Genomic DNA, 13,814 nt, shown 5'->3' with positions numbered 1-13,814 from the left:
AAAACATTTGTTGTCAAGGTTCAGTTTTTGGCTACGAGTTTTATTTTCGTAGCAATGTACTGATGAAGGAGGAAAACTTGTCCTTCTTATTAACACTGATAAAAAAGGCAAAAAAACAGGCGCATCAAATGAAATTTTATCAAAAATATTTTACAAGCTGCTTTAATCCATGGCGGATACTGTCTCGGACACGGCTTGGGTCTACACCTTCTACTTCGGCAATTTCATTTACCGTCATTCCCAGATAGTATCGGGCATAAATCCTCTTTGCCTGTTTCTCCGGCAGCCTCATCACAGCAGCATAGACCTGCTCCTGAAGCTGTTTTTCCTCCAGAAGCATTTCCGGCGTTTGCGGCTTCAACAGCACTGCATTTTCAATGCCATTCTCGCAATCCAGAGAATACTGTGCTTTATAACGATACATCTTTCGCTCATACGCAGCCTCCGCACGTTCGGCTGCTCGAATAGTCTCCATTACTTCCTCTGTCACATTTACAAAAAAGTCTGTTGTATAAATATCAGGATAAAATTCCCGAAGGTTAATTTTCTTCATTATGTACCTCCATTTCGATTCACGGATGATTGACGGGTGAATCGAATGGAGGCGGGGACCGACACCGGCAGACAACCGGATCATCTCCGAAAAAATGGCAACAAAAAACGCCAGATTTCCGTGATGGAAAACTGGCGCGCCAAGAACAGCCACGATTGTACTTAATTACATGGAACGATAATGCCGATACAATGCTAAACTTGCCCGGAGGCGGAGCAATGCTTTTTTTAACTGATGTAGATCATGTGAGCTTTGAAAAAGTAAAAGGGGCACGGCAAAATAACCTCCAATCGGCTACCGTGTCCCTGCAAGTCGTCATAGGTTTGTGCAAACGCAAAGAAACGGCGGCTCTGAAAATCAAAGCCGCCGTTTCAAATGGGCGTGTCAAATTGTCTGCTCTACGACGGCTTTTTTTCTTTTGCCGTCGTCCGGCAGAGTATTATTCAATATTTAATTCAATGTTTCCAGTGAAATTCTCACATTCAATGCCGATATAGTTTCCACCTTCAGGGAGTGTAATTGTATCACTATATGTTCCGGTTGTTTCAAACAAAGTGACTGCTTCATCAGCTCCAGAAATCCAAAATACTTTTGCAGTTCCCTCCGTAACCTCCAGCGCGCAGTCAATAGACAGATCCTTACCAGCTTCACGCTTTATGGAAGTTCCGCCGAACAAATACTCTGTATCTGAAAAATCCTCATAGTTGGCTGTATAGCTTCCTGTATAATCATCAATTCCTTTTTCTTTCGTACCTTGTAAGGATGAATTTCCGGTAAGCGCTATGGAACCAGCAGACTGAACAATATTGTTATACTGATCGAGAAATTCGTCTTTTGTACAACCTGAAAGCACAGAAGCACCCAATAGTATCAGGCATAATGATAAAACTATTTTCTTCACAGCTATCACCTTCCTTTCCTGCGTACAGCACACTTTCCTTTTCCCTTGGCATTTGCCTGTTTACGGGATTTCATTTCTTTTTTGTTACTGGACATCAGTAACAACAGCACCGCCCAGAGAACCATGATGCCAACCCCAATGACCGCCAACAAAGGGGTTGAGGATGTGGTTGTTCCGGCATATTCACTCATGTCAAATCCCACTAAAATCAGCGCAGCAGAGAACGGATAGATGCTGGCAAGGATACCACTTTTGAAAAACAACATGCTGTATCCAAGAAAGAACGCCAGAATGGAACCGCCCAGATATGCCCCTCGGATCTGCCCAAAAATCAGGATCAGCGGCATACAGACCAAATAGGTCGTCAGAGCCGCTAACACGATCTGCGTGCCTCCATGAAAAAACACTTCCTCTGTCAGTCCCGATAATCCAACCGTCAATCCAGTAATCAAGGTAATGCCAACGCTGTATATTCCCAGCAGAACTGCAAGCATACCGACTAAAAGTAACTTAGCTCCCAACATTTTCGGCATAGAAACAGGAATTGTCATGATGTTTTTCAGTGTATCATGAGTGGATTCTCTGTCTATAAGCCATCCTCCGATCATTACCAGTGAAATTGGAAGGAATATCTGAGTGTTTCCCCAAACAACATTTTCAAATAGTGCAGAAAAATCATAATTTGGATTTCGGTACTCTGCCTCCACAATCAACTGACTTCCATACTGAACCAAAGGACAGAGTGCAAGCGCCACCAGCCCTACCAAAAGAATCTGGCACCGGCGCAGTTTCAGTAATTCCGATTTTAATAAGTTCCACATAGTCACACCCCCTTAGATTTCCTGTCGCCGGTAAACAAATGCAATCAGCGCAAGAAATACAATGGCTTCCACAATAATCACACCGAATACCTGAACACCATTCAGAAAATACGGACTGACCCGTTCCAACAAATCTGCTAACTCCGCACTGGTCTGGCTTTGGTCATAAAATTGGAATGTCCAGCGGAAGGCCAGCGGCCCCGGAAACAGGGTTCCTATGTTCAAACCAAAAGGCTGTGTGAGAAACATATCGTTCATGGAAAGGATATAATTCGCAATCGTATAGAAAAAGGTAATCACGACAGACACGATATAGTTTTTATTAAGAAGAACAACGAGCAGAATACAGGGAAGTGTGCCCACCCACATAATCAGCCCTTCTTCAATTCCAACGCCAAACAAGGTCCAAAACCCAACCGGTTCCCAACCCTGAAACAACAAAACCGCAAGATTTACCAATCCTCCAACTGCCATAAAGCCAACGGCAAACAACAGTAAAACCAGCATCTTGGACAACACCAGCTTGGTTCTATTTACCGGTACGGTAACAAGGTTTTTCAGTGTGTCATTATCAAGTTCCTCAAACAACAGATTCGAAGCCAGTATCACAAGAAGCGGCATCAAAAGCAAATATGCACTAAGCTGGAATAGGCTGGACATCACTCCATTTACAGCATCCACATCAGTGTTTACATCTGCCAGAAAGAAAGCATAAGCCAATGGCATGAAAACAGAAAGCAGTAGGGAAATAAATACCAATGGCTTCCGTTTTAATTTCAAAAATTCGCATTTGATTAGTTTAAGCAATTCCTTCTCCCCCTGTCACACGCTTGAAGTAATCTTCAAGACTTTCTTCACAAGTATGCGCCTCCGATACCTCCAATCCGTTTTCTACAAAGGCAGTTACAATTTTCCCCACAGGCAGATCAAGGTTGTGCAGGCGCAGATTGTGGTCGTCCTGTATGGAGAAATGGTTTTCATGGAAATTGCGTTCCAAAATTCTTGCCGCCTGTGCAGTATCAGAGAGCGTAAAACGGATATGCTTACTGCTTTTTTGCTCCAGCTCAGCAAGGCTTTCTTCTTCCAGCAACGCGCCGTGGTCGATAATTCCAATATCGTCAGCCAGCAAAGAAATCTCCGAAAGAATGTGACTGGAAATCAAAATAGTTTTTCCTCTTGCGTCGCAAAGCTCCCGAATAAAGGAGCGTACTTCTGCAATACCGATGGGATCGAGGCCGTTGATCGGCTCATCCAAAATCAAAAGCTCCGGATCGTGCATAACGGCAAGGGCGATGGCAAGCCGCTGCTTCATACCAAGAGAATACTGTGAAAAGAGCTTTTTATCTTTGTAGGGCAGTCCTACCAGATCCAGAGCATCTTTGATAGCATGATTGTTTGGTACACCCCGCAGAGTAGCAAAGATACGCAGGTTCTCTGTGCCGGTCAGATTGGGATAAAAACCAGGGGACTCAATCAAACTGCCAATGCGGGGCAGCAACTTCTTTTCATTTCCTTGCAAAGACTTTCCCCAGATTTTGACCTCACCGGAAGTAGGCTTCGTTAAACCCAACAGCATTTTCATGGTAGTGGTTTTTCCGGCTCCGTTTCTACCCAACAGACCATAAATTCTCCCACGCTTGACATGGATATTTAAGTCAGCCACACTCTTTTGTGAGCCGTATTGCTTCGTCAGATTTTTTGTTTCAATGATATAATTTGTATCCATATTCAAAACCTCCTGTTCTGTAAGGTATTCTATCATGCCAACCTTGCATTAACCTTGCCGCAACCTTGCATTAACCTTGCAATTTGAAATCCAGTAAAATGACAAAGGCTCCCGCCATAAAGACGGGAACCCGCTTAACTCTCCAAAGGAAAAAGCAACATAAATTCAGTTCCTTTTCCCGGCAAACTTTCAACTGTTATACTCCCACCCATCTTTTCTACAAGCTGATGGACAATAGAAAGACCAAGACCGCTTCCTTTTTCAGACCGTCCTTTGTCACACTTATAGAGCCGTTCAAAAATGTGTTTCAAATCTTCCTTCGCAATTCCCACTCCATTATCCGCCAGCAACAGCTCCATACTGTTTTCCTTCTTCGACAGGGAAATTTTAATTTTGTCTGCATGGCTATGAGCGATTACATTTTGAATAAGGTTATTGATGATCCTCATATAGCTATCCATATCTAATCTTACCCGGACAGGCTGTTCAGGAATATCAATGTCATAATTAACCTGTTTATCCTCAAAAATCGGTATCCAGTCGATCAGAATATTTCTTGTCAGCTCTGCGACCTCAACGCTCTGGATCTCCAAAGCAAACTCGTTGGAATTTAACTTGAACCAGTCAAAAAGTACATCAATGTATTCTTTCAGATCATGAGCTTTCCGACGGGCAGTTTCAATATAATCATCCCGGTCTTTTCCTATGACCAGTCCTTTGTGTGCAGCGTCAAGATACCCAAGCAGAGTAGTAAGGGGCGTTCGCACGTCATGGGAAAGGCTCGTCATAAGCTGGCGGTTGGTTTCTTCTGTCTGCCGTACAGTTGAAAGTCTGCTTTCATAGGCCACAACGATCTCATTAATTTCATAGGCAAGAGGTGCTGTCAGTTCATTTGTTGCAGATAGAATACGCCGGTTGCCATTTCCGTTTTTCACATCAACCAGCACATCGGTCATTTCTGCTATTTGTTTTTTTACACGCCGAACGAGAACGATGGAAGTCAATACAGCCCCAACAGCAATCACAATGGACAAGAATACGATAATTTCCATGCTGACTACACCTCCTTATTAAACCGGTAGCCAATCCCTTTGACTGTTTGTATATACTTTGGACTTGAAGGATTGACTTCTAATTTTTTACGAAGTCGGCTGATAATCGCCATAATGTTACTGTCATCATAGAAATATTCTTCGCCCCATACTTCCTCATAAATCTGCTGTTTGGTCAAAATTTTCCCTTGATATTTTGAACAGTACAGGAGCAAATCAAATTCCTTTGGGGGCAGTTCAAAAGTGCCGTTTGATGTAGTAACAGAACGATTTTCAAGGTCAATCTGCAATCCGTCAAAATTTAGCTTTTGTATGGCTCCAGCTTGCTGATTAAAGCGAGTGTAGCGGCGAATAAGAGACGCAATACGGGCAATCAGTTCATCCATATCAAACGGTTTTGTAAGATAATCGTCCGCTCCGGCCCGTAAGCCCCGTACTTTAGAAATGCTGTCATTTTTAGATGTGAACATCAAAATCGGCAGACTGTTCTCTTTGCGGATTTCTTCCAGCGTTTCAAAGCCATCCATACCAGGCATCATCACATCCAGCACCACAAGCTGATACTCCTGCTCTCTTAATTTTTGTAAGCCCTCTTTTCCGGTATTACAAAAATCAGCTTCTATGTTTTCTGCTTGTACGCTACGTTTAATCAAAGCGCACAGTTCTCTGTCATCATCTATAATCAGGATTTTATTCATGGTGCAACCCCTTCCCTTGTTTTGTCCTTCCGTCAATCGGCTTTTCTGCGTTCTTTGGGATCAGCCAAACACCGGCCATTTTCACAGCGCCGGGGATACGCCCACCAGCACAATAATAATTTACCCTACGAGGTGTCACGCCCCATTTTTCGGCGGCCTCTTTTAGTGTCATATAATCCATTATGCACCTCCACAGAGTACATTATAGTTCTTTGTCTCGAACAATACAAGTTTATCTGTTCCAACGCAAGCGTTTCTTTGTTGTATAGTTCTTCAGGTGTTTTTGCGTAGATAGCTACGAGCTTACCATTCGCGTCTTTGATTCTGGTCCTATAATATAGGACACCTCTTTTCATAACTGTTCCATATGTACTGATGAAGAAGGAAAACTTGTCCTTCTTATTAACACTGACAAAAAAGGCAAAAAACAGGCGCATCAAATGAAATTTTATCAAAAATATTTTACAAGCTGCTTTAATCCATGGCGGATACTGTCTCGGACACGGCTTGGGTCTACACCTTCTACTTCGGCAATTTCATTTACCGTCATTCCCAGATAGTATCGGGCATAAATCCTCTTTGCCTGTTTCTCCGGCAGCCTCATCACAGCAGCATAGACCTGCTCCTGAAGCTGTTTTTCCTCCAGAAGCATTTCCGGCGTTTGCGGCTTCAACAGCACTGCATTTTCAATGCCATTCTCGCAATCCAGAGAATACTGTGCTTTATAACGATACATCTTTCGCTCATACGCAGTCTCCGCACGTTCAGCTGCCCGAATAGTCTCCATTACTTCCTCTGTCACATCTACAAAAAAGTCTGTTGTATAAACATCAGGATAAAGTTCCCGAAGGTTAATTTTCTTCATTATGTACCTCCATTTCGATTCACGGGTGATTGACGGGTGAATCGAATGGAGGCGGAGACCGACACCGGCAGACAACCGGGTCATCTCCGAAAAAATGGCAACAAAAAACGCCAGATTTCCATGAGGGAAAACTGGCGCGCCAAGAACAGCCATTATTATACTGAATCACATGGAACGATAATGCCGATGCAATGTTATACTTGCCCGGAGGAGGAGCAATGCTTTTTTAACTGATGTAGATCATGTGAGCTTTGAAAAAGTAAAAGGGGCACGGCAAAATAACCTCCAATCGGCTACCGTGTCCCTGCAAGTCGTCATAGGTTTGTACAAACGCAAAGAAACGGCGGCTCTGAAATCAAAGCCGCCGTTTCATAAGGCGCGTGAAAATATGTCTGCTGTACGACGGCTTTTTTTCTTTTGCCGTCGTCCGGCAGATTAACATATGAAACTATAATTCATTGATGGTTGCAGTAATTGGCATATTGCGAATTCTCTTTGCAGGAGCATAAACAGACACAATAGCAGATATGAAGATAAAGGCAACGACAATTCCAAACCACAGGATAGGAAATCTCCACTCAATTCCAAAATAATGTGTAATTAGACGATTATATAAAAATCGACTAAGCGGGAGTCCAATGCCACATCCAACTATCAAACCAGAAATTGCATAGGTGTACGCTTCCGCAGAAATCATTCGTTTAAGCTGCCTATTATCCATACCAACAGCTCGCATTGCACCATACTGCTTAATTCGTGCAGATACACTCATAGAGATACTATTGACGATATTAAACAGCGAAATAACTCCGATAATAGCTAAGAAGCCATAACAAACAATTCGTGCAGCCCAATATGTAGCATTATTTTGTTTATTGCCTTCACGCTGATCTGTAATGATAATATCATCGTTTTCAAGACTTCTAATTTCTGCTATTGTTTCTTCAGTAGCGTTTGAATCTAACTGAATTCCAATAAGCCCATACTTTGTATCGCCCATGATACGGTCAAATGTTTCCTGTGAGCAAATAATAATCAAATCATCTCCGAATAACCCTTGTGATAGAGCGCAAGTAATCTCAACTTCTTCGCCTGCAAACTGGATGGTATCACCGATGTGCAAGGAATTGTTTCTATTAAATACGGTTGCCACTTTGTTACTGTTCCCGTAAACTGTATCTAATGATCCCTGAGCAATACTACCTTTTGAGTAATCTAGAAGTGTATCATCATAAGAAACAATATTGATATGGTCTATTCCTGCTCTTGAAGATGTTGCAGGAATGTTTTCTACATAGCTACTTCCATAAGCATTTGCAACCCCATCTATTTTTTTGATTTCATCGACCAGGCTGCGCTCAATATCCATTTTATTTGCATAACTGGATAATGCTATATCGGCTGATGTGACACTCAACGATGGAACAAGTTGCTTTGCAAAATCTAAAATTACAGAAAAAGAAAAAACCAGCATAATAGTCAGTGCAAAGGAAGCCGTCATCAGAAACCAGTTTTTCTTTTTTTCAACCGCATGATGTATGCCAAGTGAATTATCAATTTTTCCTAAGCTAAACTTGATAGCGTGTTTAACAGAAGATTTATTATCTACATTGCCAGAAACCGCAGATATGGGTGAAACTTTAGCAGCCCGCTTTGCTGGGGATTGTGCTGCTAAAAATACTGTTACCACTCCAACAACTACACCACTGATAAGTCCAACAGGGCTGATCTGAAAGACTGGCGTTGTAGAAAATTCTCCACCAATTCCATAATGAAGTGTGGCACAAATAATCCAACTAATTATTGTTCCAAAAACCACTCCAATAGGTACCGCGGTTTTACACCAGTTCAATGCCTCCAAACGGACAAAGCGGATAATTTGTTGACGACTTGCACCAATGCAACGCAACATTCCAAAAAATTGAGTTCGTTGCGCAATGATGCTATTCATACTGCCAGAAATCATCAATATTCCTGCCAACAACACTAAAACAAATAGAATTGCTGCCAATCCGTACATACTCTGCATCGCTGTATTGTTGCTTTGCCCAGCCATGCCCATAACGCCGGTATTTTCAGAAATACTCCCATCGGATAATTGGTACTGTGTCTGTAGTTCTGTTATTGCATTTGCCGCTTTCGCTGCACTTTCAAACTGCACATAATAAGTCAACTCATTGTTTGTTACTCCGTTTTGTGCCATAACAGAAGTAAATGCACTTTGTGTCAGATAAGAGCCTATCAAATAAGTCTGATTGTTATAATAGCTTTCATCATCTGTGCCAAAGCCAGAGATTGTAAATGTCCGATCTCCAGCAGGGGTATGTAAGGTTACACTATCCCCAAGCTGTACTCCTAAAGCAGTTACAGAATTAGGTGTAAGCATAACTTCCTCATCATTTGCCGGAAATGTTCCTTCTACAATTCCATTTGAAATCTGAGTAATATAGACTTCATCGGTGCCATACAAAACAGTTCGTTTTTCGTTGACTCGGTACGGTTGTTCTCCTTCAAAATTAAATTGAGAAGCTACACCAACTGCTGTAACATCTGAACGATTACTGATTTCATCCGCATTGTTCTGTGAAATATTTTTTATTGCAATGTGCCAGTTTCCATGGTTACTTATCATAAAATCGCTTTCTGTTCGTATCATCATGTCAGCAACACTGAAAATAGCTGTGACAAGAAACACCGAAATGATAATACACAAGACAGTCATACGATTTTGCCGCTTGCGCACCTTTGCGGAGATGGGAATGAGACTAAGATAGCTTTTCATTCACGGCACCTCCCAAAATCAGTCAAAGTACCATCCGATACCTGTAATACCCGGTCTGCCGTTTGCGCAATACTGCGGTTGTGGGTAATCATAATGATGGTCTGCTCGTATTTTTTCGATGTTTCTTTGAGCAATGCTATGACCTCACTACTGTTTTGTGAGTCCAAATTTCCTGTTGGCTCGTCTGCCAGAATCAGAGAAGGACGGGTAATCAATGCGCGGCCAATCGCCACTCTCTGCTGTTGACCGCCGGAAAGCTGACTGGGTAAATGATTACGACGATCTTTCAAATTCAAAACCGTCAGCAGTTCCTCCAAATATCTCTTATCCGGCTTTTGATAATCCAACAACAGCGGAAAAATAATATTTTGTTCCACCGTCAACTCCGGGATAAGGTTAAACGCCTGAAAGATAAAGCCGATATTCCTCCGGCGGAAAACGGTCAGCTTTCGATCGTTCATGGCAAAAATGTCCTTGCCGTCAATCAGAACCTTGCCAGATGTTGGCGTGTCCAAAGCACCGATCATATTCAGCAGTGTACTTTTACCAGAGCCGGATTCCCCGACGATTGCCACATACTCGCCCTTTGGAACAGAAAAGCTGACATCCTTTAATGCCTTGACAGCGGTTTCTCCGTTGCCATAGGTCTTACTGATATTTTTGACTTCTAATAAGTTCATAGTGTAAACACCTCTTTCTGAATGATTTTGCGATATAGGCAGGCTGTCTTTGTTTGTCCTGCCTATGTGTGAGAGAATAGCACCTGAATCTTACTGTAAGCCTACAGCCAGCCTACAATTTTGTAGGAATCAGAAAATTCATTGTGAAAGTTGTCCCGATACCTAATTCGCTGTCAACCTCAATGGTGCCATTATGTGCTTCAACGATTGCCTTTGCCAAAGGTAATCCCAGTCCAATCCCTTGCTTGTCCTTAGAAAAACGACTGCGATAAAACCGCTTGAAGATGTGATGTATATCTTCTGGGTGGATGCCGCATCCATTATCCGTTATCACAATTTGGACACCAGACGGCAACTCCTTCCACGCAACATGAATTGTTGCACCACTTTCTGTATGGTCAAACGCATTTTTCACAATATTGTCGATTGCCTCATTCAACCAATCACGATCACAAAAAAGAGAAAGATGATCCGAGCCAGACAGAATGATTTCTTTCTTTTCCTGTCTGGCTCTATATGCAAAATGCAGTTCAATATCCCGCATCATATCTGCAACATTTTCTGCGTTCTTTTCCAAGACAATGGCTCCGGCATCCAATCTTGTAATCTTGAGCAGACTTTGCACCAGTGTTTCGATACGGTCAAGTTCCTGCTCAGACAAACCCGCAAATTCTTTCACGGAGGTCACTTCTATATCCTCGTCTTGAAGGAGTCCGTTATAAATATTGAGTGCTGCCAGCGGTGTTTTCAGTTGGTGTGAAATATCGGAGATTGTATTTTTCAAAAACTCTTTCTCTCGTAACTCGTTATCTGCATGGGCATTTAACACTGCCGCTAAAGAATTGATGGAATGAAACAGTCGGTACAATTCGCCCTCATTGTCACATTCAATACGGGCATTGCGATCACCATCAAGATACGCATTGATTTGTAATATCGCCTGCTCCATGATCTGATTTTGCCGATTAAAATATACAAAGCAGACTGCCCATACAGCACCACCAGCCAATAGAAAAAGGATTAGCAATAACAGAGAAAGCCGGCGATATGATAGCCATAGAAAAACCTCGGCTAAGAGAAATGTAACCCCAAAAACCAGTGAAAGCGAATGAAATAGATTTTTGATTTCTTTATTTGCCAGTATCTTCATTCTGCACCTCACCCGATAATATTCCATTTATATCCCATACCTCGAACAGTCAGGAGCATTTGTGGTTCGCTTGGATTATCCTCGATCTTCATACGAAGCCGACGCATATAGACCGTAAGGGTACTACTGTCGATATAATTCCCGTCGCAATCCCATAGCTTATCTAAAATTTGTCCCTTTGTCAGCACCATGCTTGGGTTTCTCATAAACAAGCACAGTAGCTTGTATTCCGCGGCAGTCAAATCCAACAGCTCCCCATTTTTGAAAACCTGTCCTTGCAGCAAAAGAACCTTGATGCCATTCGACTGCAATTCTGTGTCTGCTGCTTGAAAAGAATTTGCACGTCGAAGTAAGGCGTTAATCCTTGAAACGAGAACCCCCAGTTTGAACGGTTTTGTGATATAGTCATCACCTCCAATATCCAGCCCCATAATAATACTTGTTTCCTCATCCGAAGCCGTCAGAAAAATAATTGGCACCTTTGATGTAAGTCGAACTCTTTTGCAAAATTCAAAGCCAGACCCATCTGGCAGAGATACGTCCAACACCAACAAATCATATTTTCCGTCTGTCCACAATTCCTCCGCTTCTTTGAGCGTTCTGGCGATATTTAATTCAAATCCCTGCTTTTTGAAAGCAAAAGAAAGCCCGTTAATCAGGCTTAGATCATCTTCAAGAAGTAATATATTACTCATACTTTTTTACCTTTCCTTGTTTTGTTCGACCATCAATCGGCTTTTCCGCATCCTTTGGAATTAGCCAGATAGTTGCCATCTTTACAGCTCCAGATATGCGCCCGGCGGCACAATAGTAATTTACTCTACGAGGTGTCACGCCCCATTTTTCGGCGGCCTCTTTTAGTGTCATATAATCCATTCTGCACCTCCACAGCGTACATTATAGTTCTTTGTCTCGAACAATACAAGTTTATCACCAATCGCAGCTTTATATAATCGGCATAATCGTACAGCTTGTCAGACATAATAAGGTCATTCCATCACATAAACCGGAACGATACAATATTATTAAGGTGAACGATTATGCCGATTGATGATTTAACTGCTTTAGGGCAAAAATGCGGGAAACCCGAAAGAATAAAGAACTGACACAACAGGAACTTTCTGATCTGAGCCATGTTTCTGTAAAGCAAATCGCCAATATCGAAAAAGGGAAAATGAATCCTTCCTATTTGATTTTGAGAGCATTGGCAAAGGTCCTGCACATCTCTTTAGATACACTTATAAATCCAGATGTTTCTCTGGAGGATGAAGGTGTCAATCAGATGAAAATGCTTTATTCCAGCTGTCCTCCAGAAATGCGTGACACCCTGCTGCATCACACCCAGGAAACGGTGAAAGAACTGACAGAGTTGTCCGAGATATTTGAAATGAATTGAGCCAGCGAGTGAAATTTAACGATTCTCTCACTGGTTCTTTTCAATTTCGGAGAAAAGAGGCAAGCAATGCCTGTGTTAATACACACAGGCCCGCAGAGAAGAAAATCCCTCCGTGATTTTCCTCTCCGCTTGCTTGTTGAGGGCAGCGCCCCCAAGCCCCTTTGAACACAGAATTTCATTCTGTGGCTGCGCGGTATCCGTTCCATGCGACGAAACCCTGTGATTGCTGACCTGTTCCACCGCATGAAGTACATGGAACGCCGTGGAAGTGGCCTACGCAAAATCGTCAGTGAAACCGAAAAGCTACCTGGATATACAGCGGCATATAAGCCCGAATTTTCCTCAACAGCGACAGATTTCAGAGTTATTTTGAAAAATGTAAACTACAACTTAGAGGGTGATACCCACCAAGTTACCCACCAAGTTATCCACCAAGATATTGAACTATCAACGATGTCCAAACAGATTTTGGCTTTTTGCACAACACCAAAATCCAAGAAAGAGCTTGCAGTATTTTGCGGCTTCAAAGATTTAAGAAACTTCACTTTGAAGCATATCAATCCGCTTTTAGAATCCGGGCAATTAGAAATGACTATTCCCGATAAACCTAAAAGTCGCAATCAAAAATATATTACAGTTCGTTCCGAATAAACAGAGAAGCAGGGCATTGGGTCTCATCTCCCATTGTCCTGCTTCTTTTCATTCCAAATTATATTCACATCATTTACCCATACGCCCAATCCTGGATCGCAAATTTCAAACTCTGCACCTTGCCCAACAGCCAGATCGCAGCCAGCGGCAATCCCATCGGGCTAATCAAAAATGCCATAACCAGCAAAATTGCACCATTCTGCGGGGAATAGGTAATAATCACAGCCACGCCAAGCAGAGCAATTACCGTGCTTAGTAGACCAAGCACCAGACCGGATATGTAGATCAGCCCCATGCAGAGCCAGACAAAAAGCGTCAACACCAAAATGACCGGTGCAGTTACAATCATCAGCAAACATTTCAAAACCAAGCTGATTGTCAGGCTTCCTTGTGGGTCCCCGTCGATCAAAAGCACTTTCTTTCCGGCCTGTGCCAGACCTATTCCCAAGTTCGCACAGGTTGTTGTTTTGCCAACGCTTCTCCGCTCCCGCTCCGGTCGGTGCTGAACATGTGCCACTGGCACATAGCACCCTTTCTGG

General features: G+C 42.6%; 15 protein-coding genes and 4 pseudogenes. 2 read left to right on the top strand and 17 right to left on the bottom strand.

Annotated features, from left to right (window positions below; genetic code table 11):
• Positions 1-139: 139 nt before the first annotated feature.
• The 15 genes and pseudogenes from LJE11_RS09430 to LJE11_RS09360 form a co-directional block, all read right to left on the bottom strand.
• Positions 140-553, bottom strand: a complete 414-nt coding sequence (locus LJE11_RS09430) for an RNA polymerase sigma factor (RefSeq protein WP_227295886.1) — start codon at positions 551-553, stop codon at positions 140-142.
• 439 nt (positions 554-992) lie between these two features.
• The gene (locus LJE11_RS09425) at positions 993-1,454 is read right to left on the bottom strand and encodes a hypothetical protein (RefSeq protein WP_008705944.1); all 462 of its coding nucleotides are present in this window, start codon (positions 1,452-1,454) and stop codon (positions 993-995) included.
• A 5-nt stretch (positions 1,455-1,459) separates the two neighbouring features.
• On the bottom strand, positions 1,460-2,275 hold the full coding sequence (locus LJE11_RS09420) for an ABC transporter permease (protein ID WP_020993466.1): 816 nt from the start codon (positions 2,273-2,275) through the stop codon (positions 1,460-1,462).
• 12 nt (positions 2,276-2,287) lie between these two features.
• Positions 2,288-3,082: an ABC transporter permease gene (locus LJE11_RS09415; RefSeq protein WP_008705946.1), complete on the bottom strand. Its 795-nt coding sequence runs from the start codon at positions 3,080-3,082 to the stop codon at positions 2,288-2,290.
• Positions 3,075-4,001 carry an ABC transporter ATP-binding protein gene (locus LJE11_RS09410; protein WP_007860248.1) on the bottom strand — a complete coding sequence of 309 codons (927 nt, stop codon included), beginning with the start codon at positions 3,999-4,001 and terminating at the stop codon, positions 3,075-3,077. Before LJE11_RS09410 ends, LJE11_RS09415 begins: the two co-directional genes overlap by 8 nt.
• Before the next feature lie 134 nt (positions 4,002-4,135).
• Positions 4,136-5,053, bottom strand: coding sequence for a sensor histidine kinase (locus tag LJE11_RS09405; RefSeq protein ID WP_227295885.1), 918 nt, complete (start codon positions 5,051-5,053; stop codon positions 4,136-4,138).
• A 5-nt stretch (positions 5,054-5,058) separates the two neighbouring features.
• Positions 5,059-5,751, bottom strand: a complete 693-nt coding sequence (locus LJE11_RS09400) for a response regulator transcription factor (RefSeq protein WP_227295884.1) — start codon at positions 5,749-5,751, stop codon at positions 5,059-5,061.
• Positions 5,744-5,932 carry a helix-turn-helix domain-containing protein gene (locus LJE11_RS09395; protein ID WP_024738628.1) on the bottom strand — a complete coding sequence of 63 codons (189 nt, stop codon included), beginning with the start codon at positions 5,930-5,932 and terminating at the stop codon, positions 5,744-5,746. The genes LJE11_RS09400 and LJE11_RS09395 overlap by 8 nt, the downstream gene beginning before the upstream one ends.
• Positions 5,933-5,984: 52 nt before the next feature.
• A pseudogene (locus LJE11_RS20345) lies at positions 5,985-6,107 on the bottom strand (tyrosine-type recombinase/integrase); the annotation flags it as partial.
• A 95-nt stretch (positions 6,108-6,202) separates the two neighbouring features.
• Positions 6,203-6,616, bottom strand: coding sequence for a sigma-70 family RNA polymerase sigma factor (locus tag LJE11_RS09385; protein WP_227295883.1), 414 nt, complete (start codon positions 6,614-6,616; stop codon positions 6,203-6,205).
• Between the two features lie 448 nt (positions 6,617-7,064).
• Positions 7,065-9,398 carry an ABC transporter permease gene (locus LJE11_RS09380; RefSeq protein WP_055153207.1) on the bottom strand — a complete coding sequence of 778 codons (2,334 nt, stop codon included), beginning with the start codon at positions 9,396-9,398 and terminating at the stop codon, positions 7,065-7,067.
• Entirely contained in the window at positions 9,395-10,078 is a 684-nt protein-coding gene (locus tag LJE11_RS09375; protein ID WP_008705963.1) for an ABC transporter ATP-binding protein, read from the bottom strand. The genes LJE11_RS09380 and LJE11_RS09375 overlap by 4 nt, the downstream gene beginning before the upstream one ends.
• A 112-nt stretch (positions 10,079-10,190) precedes the next feature.
• Positions 10,191-11,228: a sensor histidine kinase gene (locus LJE11_RS09370; RefSeq protein WP_118575437.1), complete on the bottom strand. Its 1,038-nt coding sequence runs from the start codon at positions 11,226-11,228 to the stop codon at positions 10,191-10,193.
• An 8-nt stretch (positions 11,229-11,236) separates the two neighbouring features.
• Entirely contained in the window at positions 11,237-11,923 is a 687-nt protein-coding gene (locus LJE11_RS09365; protein ID WP_008705965.1) for a response regulator transcription factor, read from the bottom strand.
• Complete coding sequence (locus LJE11_RS09360) at positions 11,916-12,104, bottom strand: helix-turn-helix domain-containing protein (protein WP_008705968.1); 189 nt, start codon at positions 12,102-12,104, stop codon at positions 11,916-11,918. Before LJE11_RS09360 ends, LJE11_RS09365 begins: the two co-directional genes overlap by 8 nt.
• Before the next feature lie 164 nt (positions 12,105-12,268).
• On the opposite strand from LJE11_RS09360, the pseudogene LJE11_RS09355 reads away from it, so the two are divergent.
• Both LJE11_RS09355 and LJE11_RS09350 read left to right on the top strand, forming a co-directional pair.
• Positions 12,269-12,624 (top strand): annotated as a pseudogene (locus LJE11_RS09355) (helix-turn-helix domain-containing protein).
• A 195-nt stretch (positions 12,625-12,819) separates the two neighbouring features.
• Positions 12,820-13,275, top strand: a pseudogene (locus LJE11_RS09350) (ATP-binding protein); the annotation flags it as partial.
• A 73-nt stretch (positions 13,276-13,348) separates the two neighbouring features.
• Here the strand turns inward: LJE11_RS09350 and LJE11_RS19805 are convergent.
• Both LJE11_RS19805 and LJE11_RS19800 read right to left on the bottom strand, forming a co-directional pair.
• Entirely contained in the window at positions 13,349-13,624 is a 276-nt protein-coding gene (locus LJE11_RS19805) for a CD1845 family protein (protein WP_255655740.1), read from the bottom strand.
• An 18-nt stretch (positions 13,625-13,642) separates the two neighbouring features.
• Positions 13,643-13,792, bottom strand: a pseudogene (locus LJE11_RS19800) (ParA family protein); the annotation flags it as partial.
• Between the last annotated feature and the right edge of the window lie 22 nt (positions 13,793-13,814).

Origin of the sequence: Blautia sp. DFI.1.216 (genome assembly GCF_020594215.1) — a bacterium.
In the GTDB taxonomy this organism is placed as follows: domain Bacteria; phylum Bacillota; class Clostridia; order Lachnospirales; family Lachnospiraceae; genus Blautia_A; species Blautia_A wexlerae.
This window is presented reverse-complemented; position numbering and strand designations above follow the sequence as displayed.

Excerpts from the sequence above, each read along its gene's own strand:
- LJE11_RS09430 (WP_227295886.1), bottom strand. The coding sequence starts at position 553 with ATGAAGAAAATTAACCTTCGGGAATTTTATCCTGATATTTATACAACA.
- LJE11_RS09420 (WP_020993466.1), bottom strand. The coding sequence starts at position 2,275 with ATGTGGAACTTATTAAAATCGGAATTACTGAAACTGCGCCGGTGCCAG.
- LJE11_RS09410 (WP_007860248.1), bottom strand. The coding sequence starts at position 4,001 with ATGGATACAAATTATATCATTGAAACAAAAAATCTGACGAAGCAATAC.
- LJE11_RS09405 (WP_227295885.1), bottom strand. The coding sequence starts at position 5,053 with ATGGAAATTATCGTATTCTTGTCCATTGTGATTGCTGTTGGGGCTGTA.
- LJE11_RS09400 (WP_227295884.1), bottom strand. The coding sequence starts at position 5,751 with ATGAATAAAATCCTGATTATAGATGATGACAGAGAACTGTGCGCTTTG.
- LJE11_RS09395 (WP_024738628.1), bottom strand. The coding sequence starts at position 5,932 with ATGGATTATATGACACTAAAAGAGGCCGCCGAAAAATGGGGCGTGACA.
- LJE11_RS09385 (WP_227295883.1), bottom strand. The coding sequence starts at position 6,616 with ATGAAGAAAATTAACCTTCGGGAACTTTATCCTGATGTTTATACAACA.
- LJE11_RS09380 (WP_055153207.1), bottom strand. The coding sequence starts at position 9,398 with ATGAAAAGCTATCTTAGTCTCATTCCCATCTCCGCAAAGGTGCGCAAG.
- LJE11_RS09375 (WP_008705963.1), bottom strand. The coding sequence starts at position 10,078 with ATGAACTTATTAGAAGTCAAAAATATCAGTAAGACCTATGGCAACGGA.
- LJE11_RS09370 (WP_118575437.1), bottom strand. The coding sequence starts at position 11,228 with ATGAAGATACTGGCAAATAAAGAAATCAAAAATCTATTTCATTCGCTT.
- LJE11_RS09365 (WP_008705965.1), bottom strand. The coding sequence starts at position 11,923 with ATGAGTAATATATTACTTCTTGAAGATGATCTAAGCCTGATTAACGGG.
- LJE11_RS09360 (WP_008705968.1), bottom strand. The coding sequence starts at position 12,104 with ATGGATTATATGACACTAAAAGAGGCCGCCGAAAAATGGGGCGTGACA.
- LJE11_RS19805 (WP_255655740.1), bottom strand. The coding sequence starts at position 13,624 with ATGATTGTAACTGCACCGGTCATTTTGGTGTTGACGCTTTTTGTCTGG.